We start from the raw sequence: 24152 nt of genomic DNA, 5'->3' as shown, positions 1-24152 counted from the left end.
ATGACCGTGGAAAGCCAAAAGGAAACGCTCGGGTTCCAGACTGAGGTGAAGCAACTGCTGCATCTCATGATCCATTCGATGTATTCGAACAAGGAGATCTTCCTCCGCGAGCTGGTTTCCAACGCATCCGACGCATCAGATAAACTGCGTTTTGAAGCGATCGCCAACCCCGAGTTGCTGGAAGATCAGCCCGACCTGCGCATTCGCATCAGCTCCGATGAGAAGGCCAACACCCTGACCATCGAAGACAACGGCATCGGCATGTCGCGTCAGGAAGTGATCGACCACCTGGGTACCATCGCCAAATCCGGCACCGCTGCCTTCATGCAGCAGCTGACCGGCGACCAGAAGAAAGACGCCAGCCTGATCGGCCAGTTCGGCGTGGGCTTCTACAGTGCCTTTATCGTTGCCGACAAGGTTGAGGTGTTTACCCGTCGCGCCGGTCTGAGCGCTGCCGAAGGCGTCCATTGGGAATCGGCGGGCGAGGGCGAGTTCAGCATCGCAAATGTCGAAAAGCCTGAGCGTGGCACCCGCATTGTGCTGCACCTCAAGAGTGCTGAATCCGAGTTTGCCGATGGCTTCCGCCTGCGCAACGTTATCACCAAGTATTCCGACCACATTTCCCTGCCCATCGAACTGCCCAAGCAGCACCACGGAGATGAGGCCGACAAGCCCACCGAGCCCGAGTGGGAAAGCGTCAACCGCGCCAGCGCGCTCTGGACCCGTTCGCGTACCGAGGTCAAGGACGAGGAGTACCAGGAGTTCTACAAGCATGTGGCACATGACTTCGAGAACCCGCTGAGCTGGAGCCACAACAAGGTCGAAGGCAAGCTGGAATACACCAGTCTGCTGTACGTGCCGGGCCGTGCGCCCTTTGATTTGTATCAGCGTGAAGCGCCGCGTGGCCTCAAGCTGTATGTGCAGCGCGTGTTCATCATGGACGACGCCGAGCAGTTCCTGCCGCTCTACCTGCGCTTCATCAAGGGCGTCGTGGACTCAAACGACCTGTCGCTCAACGTCTCGCGTGAGATCCTGCAGAAAGATCCGGCGATCGACAGCATGAAATCGGCGCTGACCAAGCGCACGCTCGACATGCTGGGCAAACTGGCCAAAAACGAGCCGGAGCAGTACGCCACCTTCTGGAAGGCCTTCGGCAGCGTCTTGAAGGAAGGGCCGGCTGAAGATTTCGCCAATCGCGAGAAGATCGCTAGCCTGCTGCGCTTTGCCTCCACCCAGCAGAACGATGACAGTGAAGTGGTCAGCCTGGATGCCTACCTCGAGCGCATGGTTGAAGGTCAGGACAAGATCTACTACCTCACCGGTGAGCGTTACAACCAGGTCAAGAACAGCCCGCACCTGGAAATTTTCCGCAAGAAGGGCATCGAAGTACTGCTGCTGACCGACCGTATCGACGAGTGGCTGATGAGCCATCTGACGGAATATAACGGCAAGCAGTTTGTCGATATCGCCCGCGGCGATCTGGATCTGGGCAAGCTTGAGGGCGAAGAAGACAAGCAGGAGCAGGAAAAGCAGGCCGAAGCCAAGGCCGATCTGGTCAAGCGCATTCAGGATGTGCTCAAGGATGAACTGCAGGAAGTGCGCGTTTCCCACCGTCTGACCGACTCGCCGGCCGTGCTGGTGATCAATGAAGATGATATGGGCCTGCAGATGCGCAAGATTCTGGAAGCCACCGGCCAGAAGGCACCGGAGAGCAAGCCGATTCTGGAGATCAATACCAGCCATCCGCTGCTCGACAAGCTGGACGCCGAGCAGGACGAGGCGCGCTTTGGCGACCTCAGCCGGATTCTGTTCGATCAGGCCGCACTGGCCGCAGGGGAGTCCCTTCAGGACCCGGCTGCCTATGTGCGCCGGCTCAACAGCTTGCTGGTTGAGCTCAGCCGCTAAGCGGCTGAAAGGCAACTGGCGGGTAGCCGCCAGTTGCCACAGACAATGTTACGAATGATGCCTGCGTAAGCAGGCATTTTTTATGCGTATGGGGTTATGCTTGGGTCTTTCTCGCGGATGCTGAAAGGAGATGGCAGATGAAAAAGACCCTGAGCACACTGGTAATGACCGGGCTGGCCAGCATGGCGCAGGCCGAGATGACCGTGCAGAGTGTGGCCTATGAGATCGACGGCGAAGCCTATGAAGGGATGCTGGTATTTGATGACAGCATCGCCGAACCTCGCCCTGGCGTGCTCATGGTACCCAACTGGATGGGCGTTACCGAGCAGGCCGCAGAGAAAGCCGCCAAGGTAGCCGGCTCTGATTATGTGGTCTTTGTCGCCGACATGTATGGCAAGGATATTCGTCCGGCCAATGCCGATGAGGCCGGCGCGGCAGCAACCAAGGTTCGCTCAGACCGGCCGCTGATGCGCCACCGCGTCAATGCGGCCTTGGATGTGCTGCGCCAACAAGCCGCCAAGATGCCCTTGCAGACCGACAATCTGGTTGCCATTGGTTTCTGCTTTGGCGGAGGCACCGTGCTGGAACTGGCTCGTTCGGGTACCGAGATTCAGGGCGTGGTCTCCTTCCACGGCAACCTTGATACGCCAGACCCGAAAGACGCCCAGGCTATCAAGATGCCGGTGCTGGTACTGCACGGCGCCGATGATCCTTTTGTACCCCCCGAGCAGGTCAGCGCCTTTGAAGAAGAAATGCGCACGGCCGACGTCGACTGGCAACTGATCAGCTATGGCGGGGCGGTGCACTCGTTCTCCGATCCCTACGCCAAAATGGCAGGCAAGGCCGAGTATCACCCGGTGGTGGCGAAACGGGCCTTTGGCGCCATGCGGCAGTTTTTCAATGAGGTGCTCAAGCCCTGATTGAATAGCGTGACAGCGCCATCAATTCAGGGATGACATGAACGCCGGTGGGTAACTTGATGTTTGTAAAAGAGAAAGGATTTTTGGCGGCGCTGGTAATAAGCCTGCTTCCTACGCTGGTTGCGGCGCAGGAAGCCCGTTTTCCGGTCATAGTGGCGTCAGTCGAAGAGCGAACCCTCAACAGTGACATCCACGCCCTGGGCACGTTGCAGGCCAAGGAAACGGCGCAACTGGCAAGCCCGATTTCAGCAATCATTTCGCGCATTAATTTCGATGATGGTCAGCGGGTCCAGGCCGGGCAGGTGCTGGTTGAGCTCACTAACAATGAACAACTGGCTGAACTGGACGAGGCCAGAGTTGCTCAGGATGATGCCGAGCGCCAGTTACAGCGGTCCAGGCAACTGGTCGACAAAGGCTTTGTTTCGTCTCAGGAGCTTGATCTGCGTCAGCGCGAATTCGAATTGGCGCAGGCCAGGCTGGGTGCGGTGGAAGCGCGCCTGGCAGACCGTCTGATCAAGGCACCCTTTGCCGGCGTGGTGGGGCTGCGGCAGGTGAGCGTGGGTAGCTTGTTGTCGCCGGGCACACCGGTGGCCACGCTGCTGGATGACAGCCTGATGAAGCTGGATTTCAGTATCCCGGAAACGCGCATGGGGCAACTGCGGCCCGGTCTGGGCGTACTGGCAACGGCCAGCGCGTTTCCTGGGCAGACCTTCAGCGGCGCCGTAGTGTCGCTGGACAATCGAGTGGACCCTGTCACCCGTGCCATCCTGGTGCGGGCGCACCTGGACAACCCGGGGCGTATCCTGCGCTCCGGCATGCTGATGAGCGTCAATGTGGCCAGTGCGCCGCGCCAGACGCTGGTCATTCCCGAAGAAGCGCTGTTGCCCTCGGCTGACAAGCAGTTTGTCATGCGTCTGGAAGGGCCCGTCGAAGCTCCCCATGCACAACGTGTGCGGGTGGAAATCGGTGAGCGGCTGCCGGGCGTAGTTGAAATCGTCTCCGGACTGCAACTGGGTGACCGCGTGGTGACCCATGGCGGCTTTCGCATCGCTTCCGGTCAGGCGGTGCGGATAAAAGCCGAAGTGGCGGCGGGCGACCCGGTTCGTTCGGCGCTCAGCGCGCCTGCGTCACCTTGAGGCGCGAGCGATGATTCTTTCCGACACGGCAGTGCTGCGTCCGGTATTTGCGACGGTTCTTTCCGTTTTACTGGTGGTCTTTGGTCTGGTCGCGTTTAACGAGCTGCCGCTGCGCGAGTACCCGGACATCGATCCCCCGGTTGTGACTATTGAAACCAACTATGTTGGCGCTTCATCGAGTGTGGTTGATTCGCAGATCACCCAGGTGATCGAGGAGCGCATAGCGGGTATCGAAGGCATCGAGTTTATCGAGGCACAAAGCGAAGACGGTCGCTCGCAGATCACCGTGCGCTTTGCCATCGACAAGGATATCAATGAAGCCGCCAATGACATACGTGATCGCGTCTCCAGCGCCGCTGGCAATCTGCCTGTCGAAGCCGAGCCCCCCGAGGTACAAAAGCTCGACGCCAACGAAGATGTCATCGTCTGGTGGAATCTGACCAGTGATCGCTTGTCCCTGCCCGAACTGACCGACTACGCCGAGCGCTATCTGGTGGATCGCTTCTCGACTCTCGACGGCGTGGCGCGGGTACGGGTGGGCGGCTCACAACGCTTCGCCATGCGTGTGTGGCTGGATGCTGAGGCATTGGCGGCGCGCAATCTGACCACCGAGGACGTGGAGCAGGCGCTGCGCCGCGAGAACGTAGAGTTGCCGGCTGGCTCGGTTGAGTCAATCAACCGACAATTCACCGTGCGGGTAACGCGCGCCTTCAGCAATGCCGAGCAGTTCAATCGTCTGGTCGTGGCGCGTGGCGACAACAATTACCTGGTGCGCCTGGGCGAGGTCGCGCGGGTTGAGCGCGGCACGGAGGAGAGTCGCAACTTATTCCGCGGCAATGGCGTGCCCATGGTGGGTGTTGGCCTGACGCGGCAATCTACCGCCAACACGCTGGAGGTGTCGCGCGCGTCCAAGCAACTGGTGGCGGAACTCAACCCGACATTGCCCGAAGGCATGGAGATTCTCCCCAGCTATGACAGCGCCGTCTTTATCGAAGGCGCGGTCAAGGAGGTCTACAGCACCTTGGTTATAGCGCTGATACTGGTGGTGGTCGCGATTTTTATCTTTCTCGGCAGTCCGCGGGCAATCCTGGTCCCGGCGGTGACGCTGCCGGTGTCGATCATGGCTACTTTTATCGCCTTGTCGCTGTTCGGCTTCACCGTCAACCTGCTTACCCTGCTGGCACTGGTGCTGGCGATAGGTCTGGTGGTGGACGATGCCATTATCGTGCTGGAAAACGTGCGCAGGCGAATCGACGAGCTGGGTGAAACGCCCTTGGTAGCAGCGTTTTACGGTACCCGGCAGGTGGCGTTCGCGGTGGTGTCGACCACCCTGGTACTGATTGCCGTGTTTGTCCCCATCGCTTTTTTGAAGGGCGACGTGGGTCGCCTGTTCTCCGAGTTCGCGCTGACCATGGCCGCAGCGGTGGCCTTCTCCAGTTTCGTAGCGCTGACCTTGTCGCCCGTGCTGGCAGCCAAGGTGCTCAAACCGCATGACGAAGGTCGGCTCAGCCGTCTGGTGGAGCACGTGCTGCAGCTCAGCCGGAAGATCTATCGCCGCATGCTGTCGGCTGTCCTGCGTCTGCGCTGGGTGGCGCTGGTGGTCTTTATACTGCTGGCTGGCGGCACCGGCTGGCTGTTTCAGACGCTGCCGACCGAATATACCCCGCGTGAAGACCGCGGTGCGTTCTTCATCATCGTCAATGGTCCCGAGGGCGCGACCTTTGAATACATGAACCACTACATGAGCGAAATTGAAGCGCGCATGGCCCGCTATGTCGACCAGGGTGAGGTCACCCGCATGCTGGTACGCGCGCCACGCTCCTTCGGCGGGGTAACCACCTTCAATACCGGCATGGTGATAGTGGTACTGGATGACTGGGAGCGGCGCCGCTCCGGTTGGGAAATCATGCAGAACGTGCAGGCTGACATGGCCGATCTGACCGGTGTGCGAGTCATTCCCATCATGCGGCAGGGGTTTGGCGGGCAGCAGTTGCAACCGTTTCAGTTGGTTATCGGTGGGGCAGGAAGTTATGACGAACTGGCCCAATGGCGAGACCTGCTGCTCGCACGCATCCAGCAGGACAATCCGGGGCTGGAAAACATCGATACCGACTACAAGGAAAACCAGCCACAACTGCAGGTTGATATCGACTACGACCGCGCTGCAGACCTGGGCGTCAACGTCAGCGTGGTGGGTCGTACGCTGGAAACCATGTTTGGCTCCAGACGCGTCACTACCTACATCGACGACGGTGAAGAATATGACGTTATTCTGGAGGGCGAGCGTGCCAGTCAGCGTAGTCCTGCTGCGCTGGAGAACATTTACGTACGCTCCGATACCAGTAGCGAACTTATCCCTCTGTCCAACCTTATCAGTCTACGTGATCAGGCTGGCTCCACTACGCTGAACCGTTACAACCGCGCCCGCGCCATTACCATCAGCGCTTCTCTGGTGGACGGTGTCCCGCTCGGCGCCGCGCTCGAGAAGGTCGAACAGATGGCGCGGGAACTGTTGCCGGAAACGCTGGTGCTCGATTACAAGGGCGACTCACTGGATCTGCGCAACGCCGGCAGCTCCATGCTGTTTATCTTTATTCTGGGTCTGCTGGTGGTATTTCTGGTGCTGGCCGGCCAGTTCGAAAGTTTTGTGCATCCCTTTATCATCATGCTGGGTGTGCCCATGGCTATTGGCGGAGCGTTACTGGGACTTTGGGTGACCGGCAACAGCCTTAATCTCTACAGTCAGATCGGACTGGTGATGCTGATTGGCCTGGCCGCCAAGAACGGCATCCTGATTGTCGAATTTGCCAACCAGTTGCGAGATGAAGGCATGGACTTTGATCTGGCGTTGACCGAGGCCAGCGTGCTGCGCCTGCGCCCGATTCTGATGACTGGCGTAACTACGGTAGCGGGTGCGATACCCCTGGTACTGGCATTTGGCGCTGGCGCAGAAACCCGCGCCGTGATCGGTATTGTGGTGATCTCGGGTGTGAGCATGTCGATGTTGCTGACGTTGTTCGTGATCCCGGTTTTATACAGTTTTCTGGCCCGCGGTACCGGCTCACCCCAGGCCACTGCCCAGCGCTTGGCGGCAGAGCAGGGTAGCCATTCACGCGCCGACTGAGCCAGTCTAGCGCAACGTCATAAGTATGCCGGCACAGGCGCCATAGTTTTGAGTGATAGCCGTGCAAATGCCTGACGTAGAGGGTTTTACACCGGCATAATGCGTTACACAGGCGGCCCGACTGCCAATAACAAAAACAACAATCATCGACCCGGAGAATGCAATGTCTCGACCTGAACAGCCCGGCTGGCGCTGGGGCCCCTTTACCTTTCGGTTGCCCTTTTATCACACCCGCTTCCACTGGCAGGAAGCGCTGCAGGGTTTCTTTGTAGCGGCTGCTACCGGTCTGGCCCTGGTTCCCATCATGACCGGCGCTTTTGGCTTGAGCTTTGAAGAAGCCATCGCCGTGTCGATGATTCACTCCATTCTGATTGGCTCGGCGCTGATCTTTTTCGGCGAACCCTACGCCCCGGGCTGGATCACGCCGGCGCTGCCGCTGGTACTGACCTTCGTGCTCACCGGCTATGAAGACCCGGTCAGTCGGTTCCAGGCCATGACGGCACTATCGCTGAACTTTGCGGTGTTGCTCATCTTGCTGGGCATTACCGGCCTGGGGAAAAAGTTTGTCATCTGGCTACCCGATACGCTGAAAGCCGGCATCATTCTCGGGGCGGCCATCGCCGCGGTCTACCGGGTATTTGTGGGCGATGAAAGTAGCCCCTCGATCATCTCGCACCAGCCGGTCAGCATCATTCTGGCTTGTGGCGTGTGTCTGATTTTTTCGTTCTCGCTCCCGCTGCAAAAGCTCAAGGAAAAATCCAGGGCGATCGCACTCATTGCTGCGCTTGGCCTGTTGCCGGGCTTCTTTGTCGCCGCGCTGGTTGGCCCCCTCGTCGGCGAGATCGACTACAACCTGCAGTGGGGCATTCTGTTTCCGCCGGTGGCAGACGCCTTCGCCAAGATGTCGCCCTTTGCCATTGGCTGGCCCAGCGTAGAGATGTTTGTGCAGGCCATTCCTCTGGCCGTGATTACCTACGTTATCCTGTTTGGCGATATCGTCACCGGTAACGAGGTGATTCGTGACGGCATGACCAAGCGCAACGACGAGCACATTGACATCAACCCTACCCGCACGCATCTGTCGGTGGGCATCCGCAACGGCCTGCTGGGCATGTTCGCGCCCTTCTTCCCGACCCAGGGCGCCATGTGGACCGGTGTGCAGGTGATCATCGTGCAGCGCTGGGCGCAGGGCAAAGCCAGCATGGACAGCCTGCACAGCGGTTTGATCAGCTACTACATGATGGGCATCCCGCTGTTGTTTTTCCTCAAGCCGCTGCTCACCGGGCTGCAACCTTTGCTGTACGTCGCGCTGGCACTTACGTTGATGCTCACGGCCTTTGCCTGCGCCTATGTGGCCATGTCGATCCCGCGCAACAACACCTCGCGCGGTACCGTGCTGCTGATCGGTGCGGGCCTGGCCTTCTTCGATCCCTGGACCGGTCTGGCGTTGGGTGTTGTCGCCACAGTGCTGATGGTGGGCTGGGATCGCAACAGCGACCCAATACCGCACGAGGACTAAAGCCGCTTCACGGCGGCTGGAGGTTGAAAACGAGTGCTGGAATATAGTCAGTAATGCGCCGGGATACTTGACCAGGGTATCCGGCGTAACCACACTGCCGAGCTTCCAGCTTCCAGCTTCCAGCTTCCAGCTTCCAGCTTCCAGCTTCCAGCTTCCAGCCGAGTCCGCTAATCATGCGCCCCCGTTCCGATAACCAATACGCCTCCGGCCCCACCAACTGGCGAATCATCCTCAGCCTCTTGCCTTACCTGACCGAGTTTCGCGGCCGGGTGCTGCTGGCCATGCTGTGCATGATGGTGGCCAAGCTGGCTGGCGTCACGGTGCCATGGTTGCTGAAGCTGATCGTGGATCACTTCGATTCGGCTACCGACGCCCTGATACTGGTGCCCGTGGCGTTGCTGGCGGCTTACGGCATAGTGCGTTTTTCCTCCGTCTTTTTTGGTGAGCTGCGCGATGCCGTATTTGCCCGCGTGGCCGAGCGCGCCATGCGGCGCATTTCCCTGCGCGTATTCGAGCATCTGCACCGGCTTGATCTGGGCTTCCACCTGTCGCGGCGTACCGGCGGGCTGGCGCGGGACATTGAGCGGGGCACTACGGGCATCAGTTTTCTGCTGCGCTTCATGGTGTTCAACATACTGCCGACGCTGATTGAAATTGGTCTGATCACCGTCATTCTGCTGGTCAACTTCAGCGTCTGGTACGCGCTGGCGGTGCTGGGCGCTGTGGTGTTGTATTGCGGGTTTTCCATCTGGTGTACCGAGTGGCGCAACCGCTTTGTGCGCGAAAGCAATCAGTTGGACAACCTGTCCAATACCCGCGCCATCGATAGCTTGCTCAACTTCGAGACGGTCAAGTATTTCGGTAACGAGGGTTTTGAAGCGCAGCAATACGACAGCAACCTGCAAAGCTGGGAAGCGGCGCGGATGAAAAACCGTCTGTCGCTGGTTGCGCTCAACTCCGGCCAGGCGCTGATTATCGCGGCTGCGGTAACGCTGCTGATGTTCATGGCCGCAGGGGAAGTGAGTGCTGGCAGCATGACGGTAGGCGAACTGGTGATGATCAACGCCTACATGATCCAGCTGTTTGTGCCGCTGAATTTTCTGGGTTTCATTTACCGTGAAATCCGCGAGGCGCTGACCAATATCGAGCGGCTGTTCGGCCTGTTGGATGCGCCAGCCAAGGTTGTGGACGCCGCTGATGCCGTGCCGCTGCAACTGAACGGTGGTGGCGTGGCGTTCAAGCAGGTGGCGCATGCCTATGATCCCGCGCGGCCCATACTGCAGGACGTCAGTTTCAGTATTCCCGCCGGGCATACGCTGGCCGTGGTCGGACCCAGCGGCGCCGGCAAGTCCACCCTGGCGCGTTTGCTGTTTCGCTTCTACGACGTGGCGGCAGGCAGCATCCAAATCGACGGCCAGGATGTGCGCACCCTGACCCAGCACAGCCTGCGCCAGGCCATAGGTGTGGTTCCGCAAGATACCGTGCTGTTCAACGCCAGTATCGGTTACAACGTGGCTTATGGGGCGCCGGGCGCGAGCGAAGAGGATATCTGGCGAGTATTGCGGTTGGCGCAGCTGGAAGACTTTGTACGCGGTCTGCCACAACAGTTGGAGACGCCGGTCGGCGAGCGCGGCCTGAAACTTTCCGGTGGTGAGAAACAGCGCATCGCCATCGCCCGCGTGCTGCTCAAGGACCCGCCTATCCTGATCCTGGACGAGGCGACCTCGTCGCTCGACAGCTACGCCGAAAGGCGCATCCTCGATGCCCTGAACCTGGTTGCCAGCAAGCGCACCACCTTGGCGATTGCCCATCGGCTCTCGACCATCGTACACGCCGAGCGCATTCTGGTGCTGGATCAGGGCAGGGTGGTGGAGCAGGGCACCCACGCTGAGCTGCTTATGCACAACGGCGCCTACGCCCGCTTGTGGGCCGATCAGCAACGTGCAGACCCATACGGCGAACAGTCTGATCCGCTTGACGCCTGATTCAGCCGCTGAATCTCCCTTGCCCGTCAGGCCGAACAGGCTCAAGAATGAGCCAGACTCAGAACAACAAGACCAGACAGGAGCACGGCATGAGTAGCGTAATCGAACAGTGGCACCACATCGTCGAGAATCTGGACGCCAACGGGCTGGACAAACTGCTGGCTGAGGATGTGGTGTTCCACTCGCCCGTAGTGCACACCCCGCAGGTGGGCAAGCACATCACCAAACTCTATCTGGCCGCCGCCATGCAAACGCTGAACGCGCCCGGCCACTTCAAATACCTGCGCGAAGTGATCGACGGCAACAACGCGGTGCTGGAGTTTCAGACCGAAATCGACGGCATCATCATCAACGGCGTCGACATGATTCAGTGGAACGACGCCGGGCAGATCATCGACTTCAAGGTCATGGTGCGGCCGTTGAAAGCGGTCAACGCCATTCATGCGGCCATGGGGCGGATGCTGGAGGCGATGAAGCCCAAGGGCTGATCTGTGAAGGAGGTGGAAGCATTCTGTCGCTGGAGTGCTTGCATTCCCCCTTGCCTACTGCGGTATCCAAATCTAGTTACTTCTTGACTCTTTCCGGACTGGCTCGCGCTCACTTGGCTTGGGCGCTGCTGCTCAGAAAGGCAGAGGGCGACTGACCGAATTGCCTCCTGAACGCCGTCGTATAAGCGCTGTGGCTGTCGTAACCGCTTGCCAAAGCAACTTGTGTGATGGGCGTACCTTGTATCAGCAAGCTCAGTGACGACATCAGGCGCAGTTGTTGGCGCCATCTGCCGAAGGTCATGCCGGTACTCTTCAGAAAGCGGCGTTGGAAGGTCTTTGCGCTGATGGCTAGCCTGTTGGCCCAGTCTTCGGTTGTGCCGATATGCCCCGGGTCATCTGTCAGTCGTTGGCAGACGTCCCGTATCTGCGGGTGCTCGGGCCAGGGTAGATGAAAGGGCCGCGGCGGCGTCGCGCGCAGTTCTTCAATCAGCAACTCTCCCAGCAGATAAGCATGGCGCGAGAATGGCGCTGCGGCGTCCAAGGACGTTAGCTTCACAATGAGTTCCCGGGCCAATCCGGACACTTGCATAACACAGTCCGTCAGCGGCAAGTTGGCGCAGACATCCTCGCGCACGAAAATCCCATGGGCTTGCAACGCGACTGGGACCACTAGCCGGTGTGGCACCTGTGGGCGCAGCCACACGGCAGAGGTGGGAGGCACCAGCCACTGGCCGGTCTCGGCTTCGACCCGCAGCAGCCCTTGATCTGCGTAGATCAGGTGTCCGCTGCAGTGCTGGTGCGTGGGAACGACATGGCCTTGCGGATAGCAGACGGCAACACCGCTGACCGCCAGCTCGGCGGTCGGCGTACTACCCAGGTCAAGATGATGGCCGCCATCTGCGGGGGAGGCATAGCCCATATCGGCTATTCTGTCCTTATTGATAAAGTTAATGTCTATTTTTATTGAGATGGACACTGCGTGCAAGGCTAATATGGGCGTTCTTTACGTTCAGGGCTCATTCAGCAGATGTCGCCACTCATTTACTCATACCGGCTAGTACGCCTGACCTCCGGTCGGGGTCAGTACGCATTTGCTTGCGTAGTGACCCATCCTGATTCCCCTGACCCCGACCACAGTCAGCATTCTTGCCAGGGGATCGGGTGACACTTACGCCAACAAGAGCACCTTCCATGCTGACTGATCCCTCACAGAAATATCGTCCGTTCCCACTCGTTGATCTGACTGACCGTCAATGGCCCTCGCGCGCGTTGACCCATGCACCTGTCTGGCTCTCAACTGACCTGCGAGACGGCAACCAGGCTTTATTTGAGCCTATGAACCCCGAGCGCAAGTTGCGCCTGTTCCAGGAACTGGTAAGTGTCGGTTTCAAAGAGATAGAGGTCGGATTTCCTTCAGCTTCACGGACTGACTTCGAGATCGTGCGCCACCTGATTGATGCCCAACTGATTCCCGACGACGTCACGCCGATGGTCATCACTCAGTTGCGTGAGGATTTGATAGCGGAGACGGTGCGCAGCGTAGCGGGAGCACGTCGTGTGATCGTGCATCTCTACAACGCTATCGCACCGGTCTGGCGCGATGTAGTTTTCAATATGAGCGTGCCGCAGATCATGGCGATGGTCGAGCACCATATTACCCTGTTCAAGCGGCTGACGGCGGCACACCCGCAGACGCAGTGGGTCCTTCAGTATTCGCCCGAGACTTTCTGCATGGCCGAACTGGAGGTGTCGCTGGCAATCTGCAATGCGGCTATACGAACCTGGGATGCGGGCCCCCAGCGCCCCATGATAATCAACCTGCCTACGACAGTGGAAGTTTCCACCGCCAATGTGTTTGCTGATCAAATCGAATGGATGGATCGGCGGCTGGAGCGGCGGGAGCACATTGTGCTATCCGTTCATCCGCATAATGATCGTGGAACGGGGGTTGCCTGTGCCGAACAAGCTTTACTTGCGGGGGCTCAGCGCGTTGAGGGCTGCCTGTTCGGCAATGGCGAGCGCAGTGGTAATCTTGATGTCGTGACCCTCGCGTTGAACCTGTACACCCAGGGCATAGCGCCGGGGCTGGATTTTTCGGATATCGCCGCTGTTGCCCGCGTGGCTGAGGCATGCACTTCTCTGCCCATTCATCCGCGCCATCCTTATGTTGGCGATCTGGTGTTTACCGCATTCTCCGGTTCTCATCAGGACGCTATAGCCAAGGGGCTTGCCGCTCAGCAGCAGGATGAGCACTGGCGCGTGCCCTACCTGCCCGTGGACCCGCATGACCTGGGTCGAACCTATGACAGTATAGTGCGCGTCAATAGCCAGTCCGGCAAAGGTGGCATCGCCTTCCTGTTGCAGCGTGATCATGGCATCTTCATGCCGCGCCGAATGCAGGTGGAGTTCAGCGCCATCGTTCAGGCATTGGCTGAAGCCAGTGAAACCGAGTTGAGCAGCGAGCAGATTTGGCAGATTTTCGAGCGAACCTACCTTGCACCCCCGCATGAGCAGCCAGGATTTCTCTATCGCCATCACCGCCTGTTCGAGCATGCGCAGGGGCAAGGTGTCGAGCTGGACCTTGTTGCCGCCGATGGCAGCCTGGTGAGTTTGTGTGGGGTGGGCAACGGTCCGGTGGCTGCTGCGGTTGCTGCGCTGGGGTTGCCACTGCGCATTGACAGCTATGAGGAACGCAGTCTCGCAGGTGGCGCGGATGCCGTAGCAGTGGCCATTGTGGAGGCGGCCACGCCTGGCGTACCCGGATCGCGGTTCGGAGTGGGTCAGCATCCCAATATTGTGACCGCCTCTATACTGGCCCTGCTCAGCGTAGCAGCGAGATTCGCGGTGGTAGACGCGCCAACTGGCTGATTTAGTCTATGCTTTCGCGCGCTACTTGCCGCGCGCGAAAGCATAGCTATTGAGTGAGAGCCACTCTGGCCACGGCAGAAACAGCAACTGAATGCGGATCAGGCTCGTCCTTGGGCGGGTCGAGCCGTCAGTTCGAAGCGCTATGGACCGCTGCGAGCATTGATGGATCAGCCTTCGAGTCGAAAATACATGAAGGGATTGCCGCAGCATTCACTACGTCGCCAATCACCAACACCGCCGGGCTCTGCAACGCAAAGGCCGCAGCCTGTTCGCACAGGTCATCCAGGCGGCAGGCGTGCTGGCGTTGTTGCGGCGTGCTGGCCTGTTCGATCATGGCAATGGGTGTGCTGGCCGGCATGCCGCCGTTGAGCAGGCCTTGCTGGATTTGCTGCAGGCGCGCGACGCCCATGTACACCACCAGGGTTGTGCCGCCCCAGGCCAGGCCCTGCCAGTTCAGCTCGCTGTCGTCCTGGGTGTGGGCGGTGACGAGGGTGACGCCGCGGCTCACGCCACGCAGGGTCAGTGGAATGCCGCATTGGGTGGCGCCGGCCAATCCTGCGGTGATGCCGTTGATGATTTCCGACTCCACCCCGCGTTCACGCAGCCACTGGGCTTCTTCGCCGGCGCGGCCAAAGATGCAGGGGTCGCCGCCCTTGAGGCGCACCAGGCGCTTGCCTTGGCGGCCATAGCGCAGCATCAGCCGGTTGATAAATTCCTGCGGGGTAGAACGGCAGCCGCCGCGTTTGCCCACACGAATGAGGCGCGCCTGCGGGCAGTGCTCGAGGATCTCCGGGTTGACCAGGTCATCGACCATGACAATCTCGGCCTGGCTCAACACGCGCGCTGCTTTCAGTGTCAGCAGTTCCGGGTCGCCGGGGCCAGCACCTACCAGCCATACAGTCGGGTTCATGGGCGTGTACTCCTTGGATTCAGTGGTCTTCATGCCGGCACCGCCAGGCTGCTGATCAGTCGTTTGATTTCCGGTACGCAGGAGCCGCATTGGGTTCCGCAGCCGAGTTCCTGCTTCAGGCCATCCAAATCCAAACCGCGCTCGATACCCGCGCAGATCTGGCTTTGGCTGACGTCCATGCAATTACACAGGGTCTTGTCCTGCTGGTTGCTCGCACCGCCGGGCGGGGCGCTGACCGGCGCGAGGAACCAGCGGCGCAGCTCGGCATCGGCTTCACCGCTTTGCCACAGGCTGCGCAGCCAGTTGCGCGCGGCGGTTTCTCCGCTCAGGCGAATGGCGGTAATGCGGTCTTCTTCAATCCTTATGCGCTTGCCGATGGCGCGCTGTGGATCGTCGTAACGCATTACCGGTCCGCTATCCAAACCGGTCAGGCGGTCTATGGTGCTCACAAGTTCGTTATCCGGGGCTTGAGTTGCGGCTGCGCGCAGCAACAGCGCGGGGCGTTCACGGCCAATCAGTCCCATGCTCAGATAATCCAGCGATTCACAAAGCGGACGCAGCGCCTCGAAGCGCTGCTGTACATCGCCTTCCACCAGCACGAATAACTCCCAGGGCAAGTCGGCGCGGCGAATATTGACGCTGCTCTGCTTGAGCTCAGGCTGTTTGGATAGCGGGTCGAACGCCGGCTGGGTAAGCACGTTGCTGCCCAGACCCTTGAGAAAACGATCGCCCCAGTGCATCGGCAGGAAGGCCTGTCCGGGGCGCAGCTGCTCATCGCTCTGTACCGGCAGGATCAGCTCACCGCGGCGGCTGCTCAGGTGCACCAGATCACCGTCGCTCAGCTCATGGCGTTCCAGGTCGTCCGGGTGCAGGCCGAGCAGTGCCTGCTCGACATGCCCGAACAGCTGCGCCGCGGTGCCGGTGCGGCTCATGCCGTGCCAGTGGTCGCGCAGGCGTCCGGTGTTGAGGGTCAACGGAAACTGCGCATCGCGCTGCTCCTGCGGGGCGCTGTAGGCTTCTGCGAGGAAGCGGGCTTTGCCGTTATCCGTGGCGAACACGCCATCTGCGTACAGGCGCGCTGTGCCTTGCCGGCTGCCGGTCTTGAATGGCCATTGCTGCGGGCCCAGTTGGTCAATCAACTGATGGCTTAGCCCGCTGTAATCCAGATCGCGGCCGACGGTCAGCAATTTGTATTCATCAAATATTGCTGCCGGTGAGCTGAACGCGAACAGGCTGGGCCGGCCGGGTCGCAACTGCTTTTCCAGCCGACGGGCAAAGTCGCAGACGATGGCCCAGTCCGGGCGAGCTTCACCTGGTGCAGGAATGGCCGGACGCACATGGCTGATGCGGCGTTCAGAGTTGGTGACCGTACCTTCCTTTTCACCCCAACTGGCGGCGGGCAGCAGCAGGTCGGCGTAACGGCAGGTTTCGGTCGTGAAGAAGGCTTCCTGCACTATTACGAAGGGGCAAGCAGCGAGTGCTTCATGAATCAGCCGCTGGTTCGGCATCGACTGTGCGGGATTGGTACAGGCGATCCACAGCGCCTTGATGCGTCCGCTGCGCACAGCCTCGAACAGCTCGATGGCCGAGAGGCCGGTGGTAGCCGGTAGTTGGTCCACGCCCCAGTAGTCAGCGACCTCGGAGCGGTGTTCGGCATTGGCGGCCTCGCGGTGGCCGGGCAGCAGATTGGACAGGCTACCGGTCTCGCGCCCGCCCATGGCGTTGGGCTGTCCGGTGAGCGAGAAGGGACCGCTGCCCACCTTGCCGATTTGCCCGGTAGCCAGGTGCAGGTTGATCAGGGCGTTGTTCTTGGCGCTGCCGGCGCTGGACTGATTCAGCCCCATGCACCAGAGCGAGAGGAAGCTGGGCGCATTGCCGATCAAGTGCGCGGCGGTTTGCAGGTCATCTTCGCTGATGCCGCACAGCTGAGCTGTGTGTGCCGGGCTGTACTCGAACACTAGTGCCTGCAATTCGACAAATCCCTGGGTGTGAGCCTCGATAAACGCGCGATCGATCCGACCCTGCTGCAATAGCAGATGCAGGATGCCGTGGAACAGCGCAACGTCGGTGCCCGGCTCTATGGCCAGATGCAGATCGGCGATGTCACAGGTATCAGTGCGTCGTGGGTCGACGACGATGACCCGCTTGCTCGGATCGGCAGCCTTGGCTGCTTCCAGCCGGCGAAACAGTACCGGGTGTGCAAAGGCCATGTTGCTGCCGGCGATCAACAGGCAGTCGCTCTGCTCTATGTCTTCATAGGAGCAGGGCGGCGCGTCTGCGCCCAGGCTGCGCTTGTAGCCGACCACTGCACTGGACATGCACAGACGGGAGTTGCTGTCGATATTGTTGGTGCCCACCAGGGCGCGCGCCAGCTTGTTGAAACTGTAGTAGTCCTCGGTCAGCAACTGGCCCGAGATGTAGAAGGCGACACTGTCTGGGCCGTGCTCGGCGATGGTTTCAGCAAACACCTGCGCAGCATGGCCCAGTGCGCTATCCCAATCGGTACGGCTGCGTGCCAGCTGCTTGCCAAGGCGCAGCTCGGGGTAAAGCGCGCGCGCGGCGAGATCGCCGGTCTTGTGCAGGCTGGAGCCTTTGCTGCATAGACGACCCAGGTTCGCGGGGTGCGTGGGGTCGCCTGCCACATCCTGTATGGTTTTGCCGTCGTGCTCGATCAGCACGCCGCAACCGACCCCGCAGTAGCAGCAGGTAGAGGCGGTGGTCTGGCTGCTCATCGATTCTGATCCTGGGAGCGGATGGCTGCGCTGATTCTCATGCACTGACCTCCAATGGCTCACTGCTGACAGTCGGCTGTGCCGGCGGCGTGTTTTGCAGGCCCGATGATTTGGCGGCAGCTGGCTCGCTGGCCGCTGGGCTGGCATCTACTGTGCCGGTCGCACCGGCGCAGGTCGCACCAAACATTAGCGAGTCGCGGATCTGGCTGATGTTTTGGTTTTCCCTGACCAGCTTGAAGTACCAGCTGCCATCGACGGTATCGCCAAACAGACAGGCGCCCACCAGCTTGTCGTCCTTGACCACCAGCTTCTTGTAAACACCGCTGATGGGGTCATTGAGGGTGATGGTTTCGGTGCCTTCGGCGCCCATGAATTCGCCAGCGGAAAACAGGTCAATGCCGGTGACCTTGAGCTTGGTGGAAGTGACCGACCCCAGGTAGCGGCCAAAACCGAGCATGGCCAGATGATTGGCGCAGACCTTCGCCTGCTCGAACAAGGGGGCTACCAGGCCGTAGGCCACACCGCGATGACGGGCGCACTCGCCGATGGCATAGATGCGCGGATCAAAGGTCTGCAGCGTGTCGTTGACCAGAATGCCGCGATCACATGCCAGGCCGGCAGCCTCGGCCAGCTCGATGCAGGGGCGGATACCGGCCGCAATCACCACCAGATCGGCGGGGATCTCCGTACCCTCGGTAAATCTGACGGCGCTGACACGCCCGGCGCCGTCATCCAGCAACGCCTCGGTGGATTGCGCCAATCTGAACTTCAGGCCGCGCTGCTCCAGCGATTGCTGCAGCAGTTCACCGGCGGTTTGGTCCAGTTGGCGATCCAGCAGCCATTGGCCGATGTGGACTACGGTCACATCCATGCCGCGCAGCTTGAGGCCATTGGCAGCTTCCAGGCCCAGCAACCCGCCACCGATCACCACCGCGTGGCAGTGGGTTGCGGCGGTATCCATCATCAATTGGGTATCAGCAATATCGCGGTAGCCGATGACGCCAGCCAGCTGGTTGCCCGGCATTGGCGGTATGAAAGGACGCGAGCCGGTTGCCAGAAGCAGCCGATCATATTCGGCTTCGGTGCCGTCTTCGGCGATGACCTTGCGTGTTCGGCGGTCGATCTTTGCTACCCGCTTGCCCAGATGCAGGGTGATGCCGTTGGCGCGGTACCAGTCCAGATCATTGAGCACTATCTCATCGAAGCATTGCTCGCCGGCCAGCACTGGGGAGAGCAGGATCCGATTGTAATTGGGGTGCGGTTCGGCACCGAATACCGTGATGTCGTACAGATCGGGGGTCAGGTTCAGCAGTTCTTCCAGGGTACGTACCCCGGCCATGCCATTACCGATCAAGACGAGTTTGAGCTTTTGCATTGTGCGTGCTCCGCCTGAAGCCAAAAACAAAAAAGGCGCCCCTCTGCTCACGCAGTAGGGACGCCTTTGTCCAGGTCCTGTTCGATCAGGAAGGCAGGGTCATCGCCATTGACAGCCCCGCATTGTAATTAACGCTATGTTAACCAGAGCAGGTTCCGTGCCAGCTCGTAAAACGCCTGAATATCAGTAATCTGCAGCGGATTGGCGGGGCTTTTGGCGGTCCTCGTGCACTGTCGTGTGGCGTCTCGCACTGCGTTGGGGCGTCAGGGCTGCAGCAGCATGAAGGCCAGCCACAGGTTGAGCCCCAGCGCAGCGAGCGCCAGATAGCGCCAGAAGCGCAGCGGATCGCGATTCAACAGCGGCTGGTGAGCACTATGCAGTGGGCGATTTTCGGCTTGACTCAATTCCAGCAACCACTCTTCGGCGGTCTCGAAGCGCGCTTCGGGTTCCAGCGCCACCGCGCGCAGCAGCAGGTCATCGATCCAGGGCGGCAGGTCTGGGCGATAGCGGCTGGCTGGCACGGGCCTGGTAAAGCGCGGACGCTGAAAGGCCTCGACTTCACCGTAGGGATAGTGCCCGGTGAGCAGAAAATACAGGGTCACTCCTGTTGCGTAGATATCCTGCTGGCGGCTCGGCTCGGCGCCATTGAATACCTCCGGTGCCTTGTAGCTGGGCGTGCCAGGCGCGTGGCCGGATTCCTGCGCGGTCAGGCCGGGGCAGAATGTCAGACCAAAATCGAGCAGGCGCAGCTGGCCATCATCACCCTGATGCAGGTTTTCAGGTTTGATATCGCGGTGGATGAGATTGCGCTGATGCAGCTTGCCCACGGCCTTGATCAGCTGTGCGGCCAGCTCTCGCCAGGCTGGGATGCTCAACAGTCCGGTTTGGCGGCGCTGCTCTTCCAGCGTGACGCCGGAATACTCGCGCATTACGTAGTACAGATGACGGCGGTGCGGCAGCGGGTGCAGTTCCGGCGTGGAGGCGCTGGCCACCCGGCGCATGAACCATTCTTCCAGTACCAGCGCCTGGCGGGCTTGCTCATCCTGATGCAAGCTGGCGGGCAGGGTCTTCAGCAGCCAGGTCTGATGCAGTGGGTCGCGCACGCGATACAGCATGGACTGCCGCGACTCGGCACGCACATTGACTATCTCCCAACCCTCGAACTCCTGCCCGGTCTTCAGCGGTGGCGGCAGCGCACGCTCGTCCAGCGGCGCCAGCGCGTCGCTGAGCGAGACCTGGGGCAGCGCATCCACCCGCACCAGCAAGGCGCTGGCGTTATCCTGGCTGCCTGCCTTCCAGGCACTATTGAGCAGCGCCTGGCAGAGTTGATCAAAGGGTTGCTCCTGCAGCAGGCAATGAATCTCGCTGTCCTTGAGTGAGGCCCATACGCCATCGCTGAGGATCAACAACTGGTCGCCTTCGCGCAGCTCACCTTCGCTGTAATCCATCAGCAGATGTTCATCCAGGCCCAGAGCCCGCTTGAGTACGTGCTCCATGCCAGGCTGTTCCCAAACGTGCTCTGTGCTCAGGTGACGCAGCTTGCCGCCGCGCAGCAGATAAGCGCGGCAATCGCCGATGTGCGCCAGGGTATAACGGCAACCACGCAGCACCAGGGCGGTCAGCGTGGTAAGCAGCGGCTGGCCACCGCCATTGGCGCGCAGCCAGCGATTGTGGGCGGTCAACAGTTTGTCGAGGGCGTGGGTTATAGCCCAGGTTTCCGGCGTGGAGTAGTAATCCAGGGCCAACGCCTGCAGCGTTGCGTTGGCAGCGAGGCCGCCGTCCTGGCATTGGCTTACGCCGTCGGCCACGGCCAACAGATGCCCTTTGCTGGCCGCCAACCGTGGGGCGGGTGTTACCACGCGTATTGCATCCTGATTCTGCGCGCGCGGGCCCTTGCCGCTGGCCTCGCTGATGCTCAGCTGCAGCCCCATGTCAGACGCGCGCCGCCGTCATGGATGAGGCGCCCCAGGTGGTGCGCCAGCGGCGCTTGACGTTGAACAGGCCAAACCACGCCAGAATGCCCAGGCTGGCAAACAGCCACAGCCCGATCTGGTAATCGCCAGTGTGCTGTTTTATCGCGCCGAGGCCGGCGGCGAGAATAAAACCGCCAACCCCACCGGCCATGCCGATCAGGCCGGTCATCACGCCGATTTCACGGAAGAAACGCTGCGGCACCAACTGGAAAACCGAGCCGTTGGCAGTGCCCAGGCCCAGCATGGCGGTCACGAAGAAGGCCAGTGCAGCATAGGAATTGGGCAGGTTGAAGCCGACGATGGCAATGCACACGGCGGCGAGTGCGTACATGTACAGCAGCGAGCGAATACCGCCGATGCGGTCGGCCAGGGCACCGCCCAGTGGACGCATCAGGCTGCCAGCCATGACACAGGCAGCGGTATAGTAACCGGCGGTGACCGGGCTTAGCCCGTACTGGTCGCTGAAATAGCCGGGCAGGGCGCTGGCAAGACCGATGAAGCCGCCGAAGGTGACGCTGTAGAAAAACATGAACCACCAGCTGTCGACGTCTTTCAGGGCTTTGGCATAATCCTTCAGTGCTTTTGGAGCCGGACGCTGGGGCGCGTTCCTGGCCAGCATGATGAACAGAACAAGCGTGATCACCAGCGGAATCAGCGCCAGACCAAAGACATTCTGCCAGCCAAACAGGTAGGCCAGTCCCGGCGCGAAAATGGCGGCCATCACGGTGCCCGAGTTGCCCGCGCCGGCAATCCCCATGGCCTTGCCTTGATGCTCCGGTGGATACCACTGCGATGCCAGCGGCAACGCCACCGCAAAGGAGGCACCGGCAAAGCCCAGCCCCAGGCCCAGCAGCAGGGTGTGCTCATAGGTGTTGATGCCCAACTGCCAGGCCAGCAGCAGGGTGCTGATGACGATAACCTGGCCGATAACCCCTGCCGTTTTGGGCGAAAGGCGATCGGCCATGAAACCAAGCACCAGGCGCAGCAGAGCACCAGCCAGGATCGGCGTGGCGACCATTATGCCCCGTTCCTGTGCACTGAGCCCCAGATCGGTGGCAATCTGCACCGCAAGCGGGCCGAGCAGGTACCAGACCATGAAGCTGAGGTCGAAGTACAGGAAGGCGGAAAACAGGGTTGGTGTGTGGCCGGCTTTCCAGAAGCTCGTGTTCATATGGCAGTCCTCTCAGCGCCGCATGGCGCGCTTTGCAGCATGTACTACCCGCTAGCTAGGGGCAAAAAAAAACGTCACCCCCGCACCCGGATTGACTCCGGAGCGAGGATGACGTCGTTGTCTGTGCAGGCAACCGCCTTTGGCTGCCTGCTATAGAGCTAGCAGGATGTGTGCCAGAGCTTAGTCGCCGAGCATCTCGTGCATGGCGATGATCTGTTCGGCTACCTGGATCAGCTTCTGTTGGCGGCTCATGGCCTGGCGGCGCATCAGCGTATGCGCTTCGGCCTCATCGCAGTTCTTCATCTTCATCAGCAGGCCCTTGGCCTTCTCCACCCGCTTGCGCTCATTGAGCTGCTGCTCCCGGGCCTGCAGCTCGGCACGCAGCTGTTGGTCGGTCTCGAAGCGGGCCATGGCAACGTCCAGTATCGCCTTGAGTCGCGAGCTTTCCACGCCTTCGACGATATAGGCGCTGACGCCGGACTGGATGGCCTGGCGCATGATGGCCGGGTCCTGTTCATCGGTAAACAGAGCTATCGGGTGAGGCAGGTCGCGGCTGAACAGGCAGACCTGTTCCATCACGTCGCGGCCGGGCGAGTCGCTGTCAATCAGGATGACGTCGGGTTTGGCGCTCTGTACCCGCGCCGGCAGATCGATGGTGAGGCCTGATTCGTCGATGACCTCGAAGCCTGCCTCCAGCAGGGCGCCCTTGAGCTTGCCGACTTTCTTCACGGTGTCGTTGATCAGCAGTATGCGCAGCATGATTTATCAAACAATCCTTGATGACAAAGTTCAGTTGGCCTGCTGCAGCGCAGCGGCGTTGGTCATGGCGTGTAGCTCGAAGCTGCCGGCATAGGCAGTAGGGTCGTTGCCATCCCAGACTTTGCCGTCCATCAGGGTGCTGCTGCGCAGCGGGCTTTCAGGCACGCTGATGCCCAAGGCGCCAGCGGCCTCGCGGTACAGCTGCAGTTGTTGCACCTGATTGGCTACAGACTGATAGTCCGGTTCCTCGCGCAGTAATCCCCAGCGGCGAAATTGGGTCATGAACCAGAGACCATCTGACAGGTAGGGCATGTTCACTTCACCTGCGCCATGAAAACGCAGCCTGTGCTCATCGCGCCAGGCGTTACCGCGCCCATCTACGTAATCCCCCAACATGCGCGGCTGCAGGGACTCCAGTGGGGCATTGACGTAGTCGGCGCCGCTGATCAGCTGCGCGCTGCTACGGCGGTTGTCGTCGTTATCGTCGATGAAACGGCTGGCATCGAGAATGGACATGATCAGCGCACGCGCGGCGTTGGGGCATTCCTCGACAAAACGCTGGGTGGCGCAGAGGACCTTTTCCGGATGATTCGGCCACACTGATTGGCTGGTAGCCAAGGTGTAGCCCATGCCATCCTCAATGGCGTGGGCGCCCCAGGGCTCACCGGCACAGAAACCGTCGATACGGCGAGCGCGCAGGTGCTCGACCATCAGCGACGGCGGCACCACGCGGGTATCCACGTCGCGCAGCGGATGAATGCCATTGGCCGCCAGCCAGTAATACAGCCACATGGCGTGGGTGCCGGTAGGGAAAGTATGTGCCAGGCAGAGTCGGGTGTTGCCCAGCAGCGCGCGCTCCACCAGCGCCTGGCTGCTGTCTACTCCGGTTTCCAGCATGCTCTGTGACAGGTTGATGCTCTGACCGTTCTGGTTCAATCCCATGAGCACGGCCATGGGAGTGGAGGCGCTGCCCAGGCCCAACTGTATGCCGTACGCCAGACCATAAAGGCCCTGCGCTGCATCCAGCTCGCCGTTGAGCAGGCGGTCGCGCAGCGCCGACCAGGATTGCTGTCGCTGCAGGTTGAGAGTCAAGCCGTAGGGTTGAGCAAAGCCCTGAGTAGCAGCGACAATCAGCGATGCCGAGTCGGTCAATGGCATGAAGCCCAGATTCAAAATGTGCTTTTCCGGGGCATCGCTGCCGTTTACCCAGGCGAGCACATCCTCGCGCTGGTGGTCTGTCTGCTTCATCTGTCAGTCCCGCTGCTGCATGAAAAAAGCGCCGCACAT

General features: G+C 60.5%; 15 protein-coding genes and 1 pseudogene. 8 read left to right on the top strand and 8 right to left on the bottom strand.

The annotated features are described in order from the left end of the window. The 7 genes from htpG (at position 1) to V7756_RS03860 (ending at position 11077) form a co-directional block, all read left to right on the top strand. Positions 1–1905, top strand: coding sequence for a molecular chaperone HtpG (htpG, locus tag V7756_RS03890; RefSeq protein ID WP_335608839.1), 1905 nt, complete (start codon positions 1–3; stop codon positions 1903–1905). A 137-nt stretch (positions 1906–2042) separates the two neighbouring features. After that, positions 2043–2825: a dienelactone hydrolase family protein gene (locus V7756_RS03885; RefSeq protein WP_335608838.1), complete on the top strand. Its 783-nt coding sequence runs from the start codon at positions 2043–2045 to the stop codon at positions 2823–2825. Positions 2826–2884: 59 nt separating this feature from the next. Continuing rightward, the gene (locus tag V7756_RS03880; RefSeq protein ID WP_335608837.1) at positions 2885–3961 is read left to right on the top strand and encodes an efflux RND transporter periplasmic adaptor subunit; all 1077 of its coding nucleotides are present in this window, start codon (positions 2885–2887) and stop codon (positions 3959–3961) included. Between the two features lie 10 nt (positions 3962–3971). Beyond that, the gene (locus V7756_RS03875) at positions 3972–7085 is read left to right on the top strand and encodes an efflux RND transporter permease subunit (protein ID WP_335608836.1); all 3114 of its coding nucleotides are present in this window, start codon (positions 3972–3974) and stop codon (positions 7083–7085) included. A gap of 163 nt (positions 7086–7248) precedes the next feature. Continuing rightward, complete coding sequence (locus V7756_RS03870) at positions 7249–8604, top strand: hypothetical protein (RefSeq protein ID WP_335608835.1); 1356 nt, start codon at positions 7249–7251, stop codon at positions 8602–8604. Between the two features lie 173 nt (positions 8605–8777). Beyond that, positions 8778–10589 (top strand): ABCB family ABC transporter ATP-binding protein/permease, encoded by a 1812-nt coding sequence (locus tag V7756_RS03865; RefSeq protein WP_335608834.1) that lies wholly within the window; start codon positions 8778–8780, stop codon positions 10587–10589. An 89-nt stretch (positions 10590–10678) separates the two neighbouring features. After that, the gene (locus V7756_RS03860) at positions 10679–11077 is read left to right on the top strand and encodes a nuclear transport factor 2 family protein (RefSeq protein ID WP_335608833.1); all 399 of its coding nucleotides are present in this window, start codon (positions 10679–10681) and stop codon (positions 11075–11077) included. Between the two features lie 109 nt (positions 11078–11186). Here the strand turns inward: V7756_RS03860 and V7756_RS03855 are convergent, their stop codons facing one another. After that, entirely contained in the window at positions 11187–12053 is an 867-nt protein-coding gene (locus V7756_RS03855; protein ID WP_335608952.1) for an AraC family transcriptional regulator, read from the bottom strand. A 215-nt stretch (positions 12054–12268) separates the two neighbouring features. Between V7756_RS03855 and V7756_RS03850 the strand changes: the two genes are divergently transcribed. Beyond that, entirely contained in the window at positions 12269–13945 is a 1677-nt protein-coding gene (locus tag V7756_RS03850; RefSeq protein ID WP_335608832.1) for a 2-isopropylmalate synthase, read from the top strand. A gap of 127 nt (positions 13946–14072) precedes the next feature. Here V7756_RS03850 and cobA read toward each other — a convergent pair whose 3' ends face one another. The 7 genes and pseudogenes from cobA to V7756_RS03815 form a co-directional block, all read right to left on the bottom strand. Continuing rightward, complete coding sequence (cobA, locus tag V7756_RS03845; protein WP_335608951.1) at positions 14073–14855, bottom strand: uroporphyrinogen-III C-methyltransferase; 783 nt, start codon at positions 14853–14855, stop codon at positions 14073–14075. Between the two features lie 29 nt (positions 14856–14884). Beyond that, the gene (locus V7756_RS03840; protein WP_335608831.1) at positions 14885–17587 is read right to left on the bottom strand and encodes a nitrate reductase; all 2703 of its coding nucleotides are present in this window, start codon (positions 17585–17587) and stop codon (positions 14885–14887) included. A gap of 142 nt (positions 17588–17729) precedes the next feature. After that, a pseudogene (locus tag V7756_RS03835) lies at positions 17730–18962 on the bottom strand (NAD(P)/FAD-dependent oxidoreductase); the annotation flags it as partial. Positions 18963–19225: 263 nt separating this feature from the next. Next, positions 19226–20893, bottom strand: coding sequence for a bifunctional protein-serine/threonine kinase/phosphatase (locus V7756_RS03830; protein ID WP_335608830.1), 1668 nt, complete (start codon positions 20891–20893; stop codon positions 19226–19228). Position 20894: 1 nt separating this feature from the next. Further along, positions 20895–22106 (bottom strand): nitrate/nitrite transporter, encoded by a 1212-nt coding sequence (locus V7756_RS03825; protein ID WP_335608829.1) that lies wholly within the window; start codon positions 22104–22106, stop codon positions 20895–20897. Between the two features lie 180 nt (positions 22107–22286). Next, positions 22287–22865, bottom strand: coding sequence for an ANTAR domain-containing response regulator (locus V7756_RS03820; protein ID WP_335608828.1), 579 nt, complete (start codon positions 22863–22865; stop codon positions 22287–22289). A gap of 30 nt (positions 22866–22895) precedes the next feature. Continuing rightward, a complete protein-coding gene (locus V7756_RS03815) occupies positions 22896–24113 on the bottom strand; it encodes a CmpA/NrtA family ABC transporter substrate-binding protein (protein WP_335608827.1) in 1218 nt (405 codons plus the stop codon). Positions 24114–24152: the final 39 nt, after the last annotated feature.

It is taken from the genome of Halopseudomonas sp. (assembly GCF_036961105.1).
GTDB lineage: Bacteria > Pseudomonadota > Gammaproteobacteria > Pseudomonadales > Pseudomonadaceae > Halopseudomonas.
The sequence above is the reverse complement of the archived record's forward strand: the minus strand, read 5'-3'. Positions and strand labels throughout refer to the sequence as shown.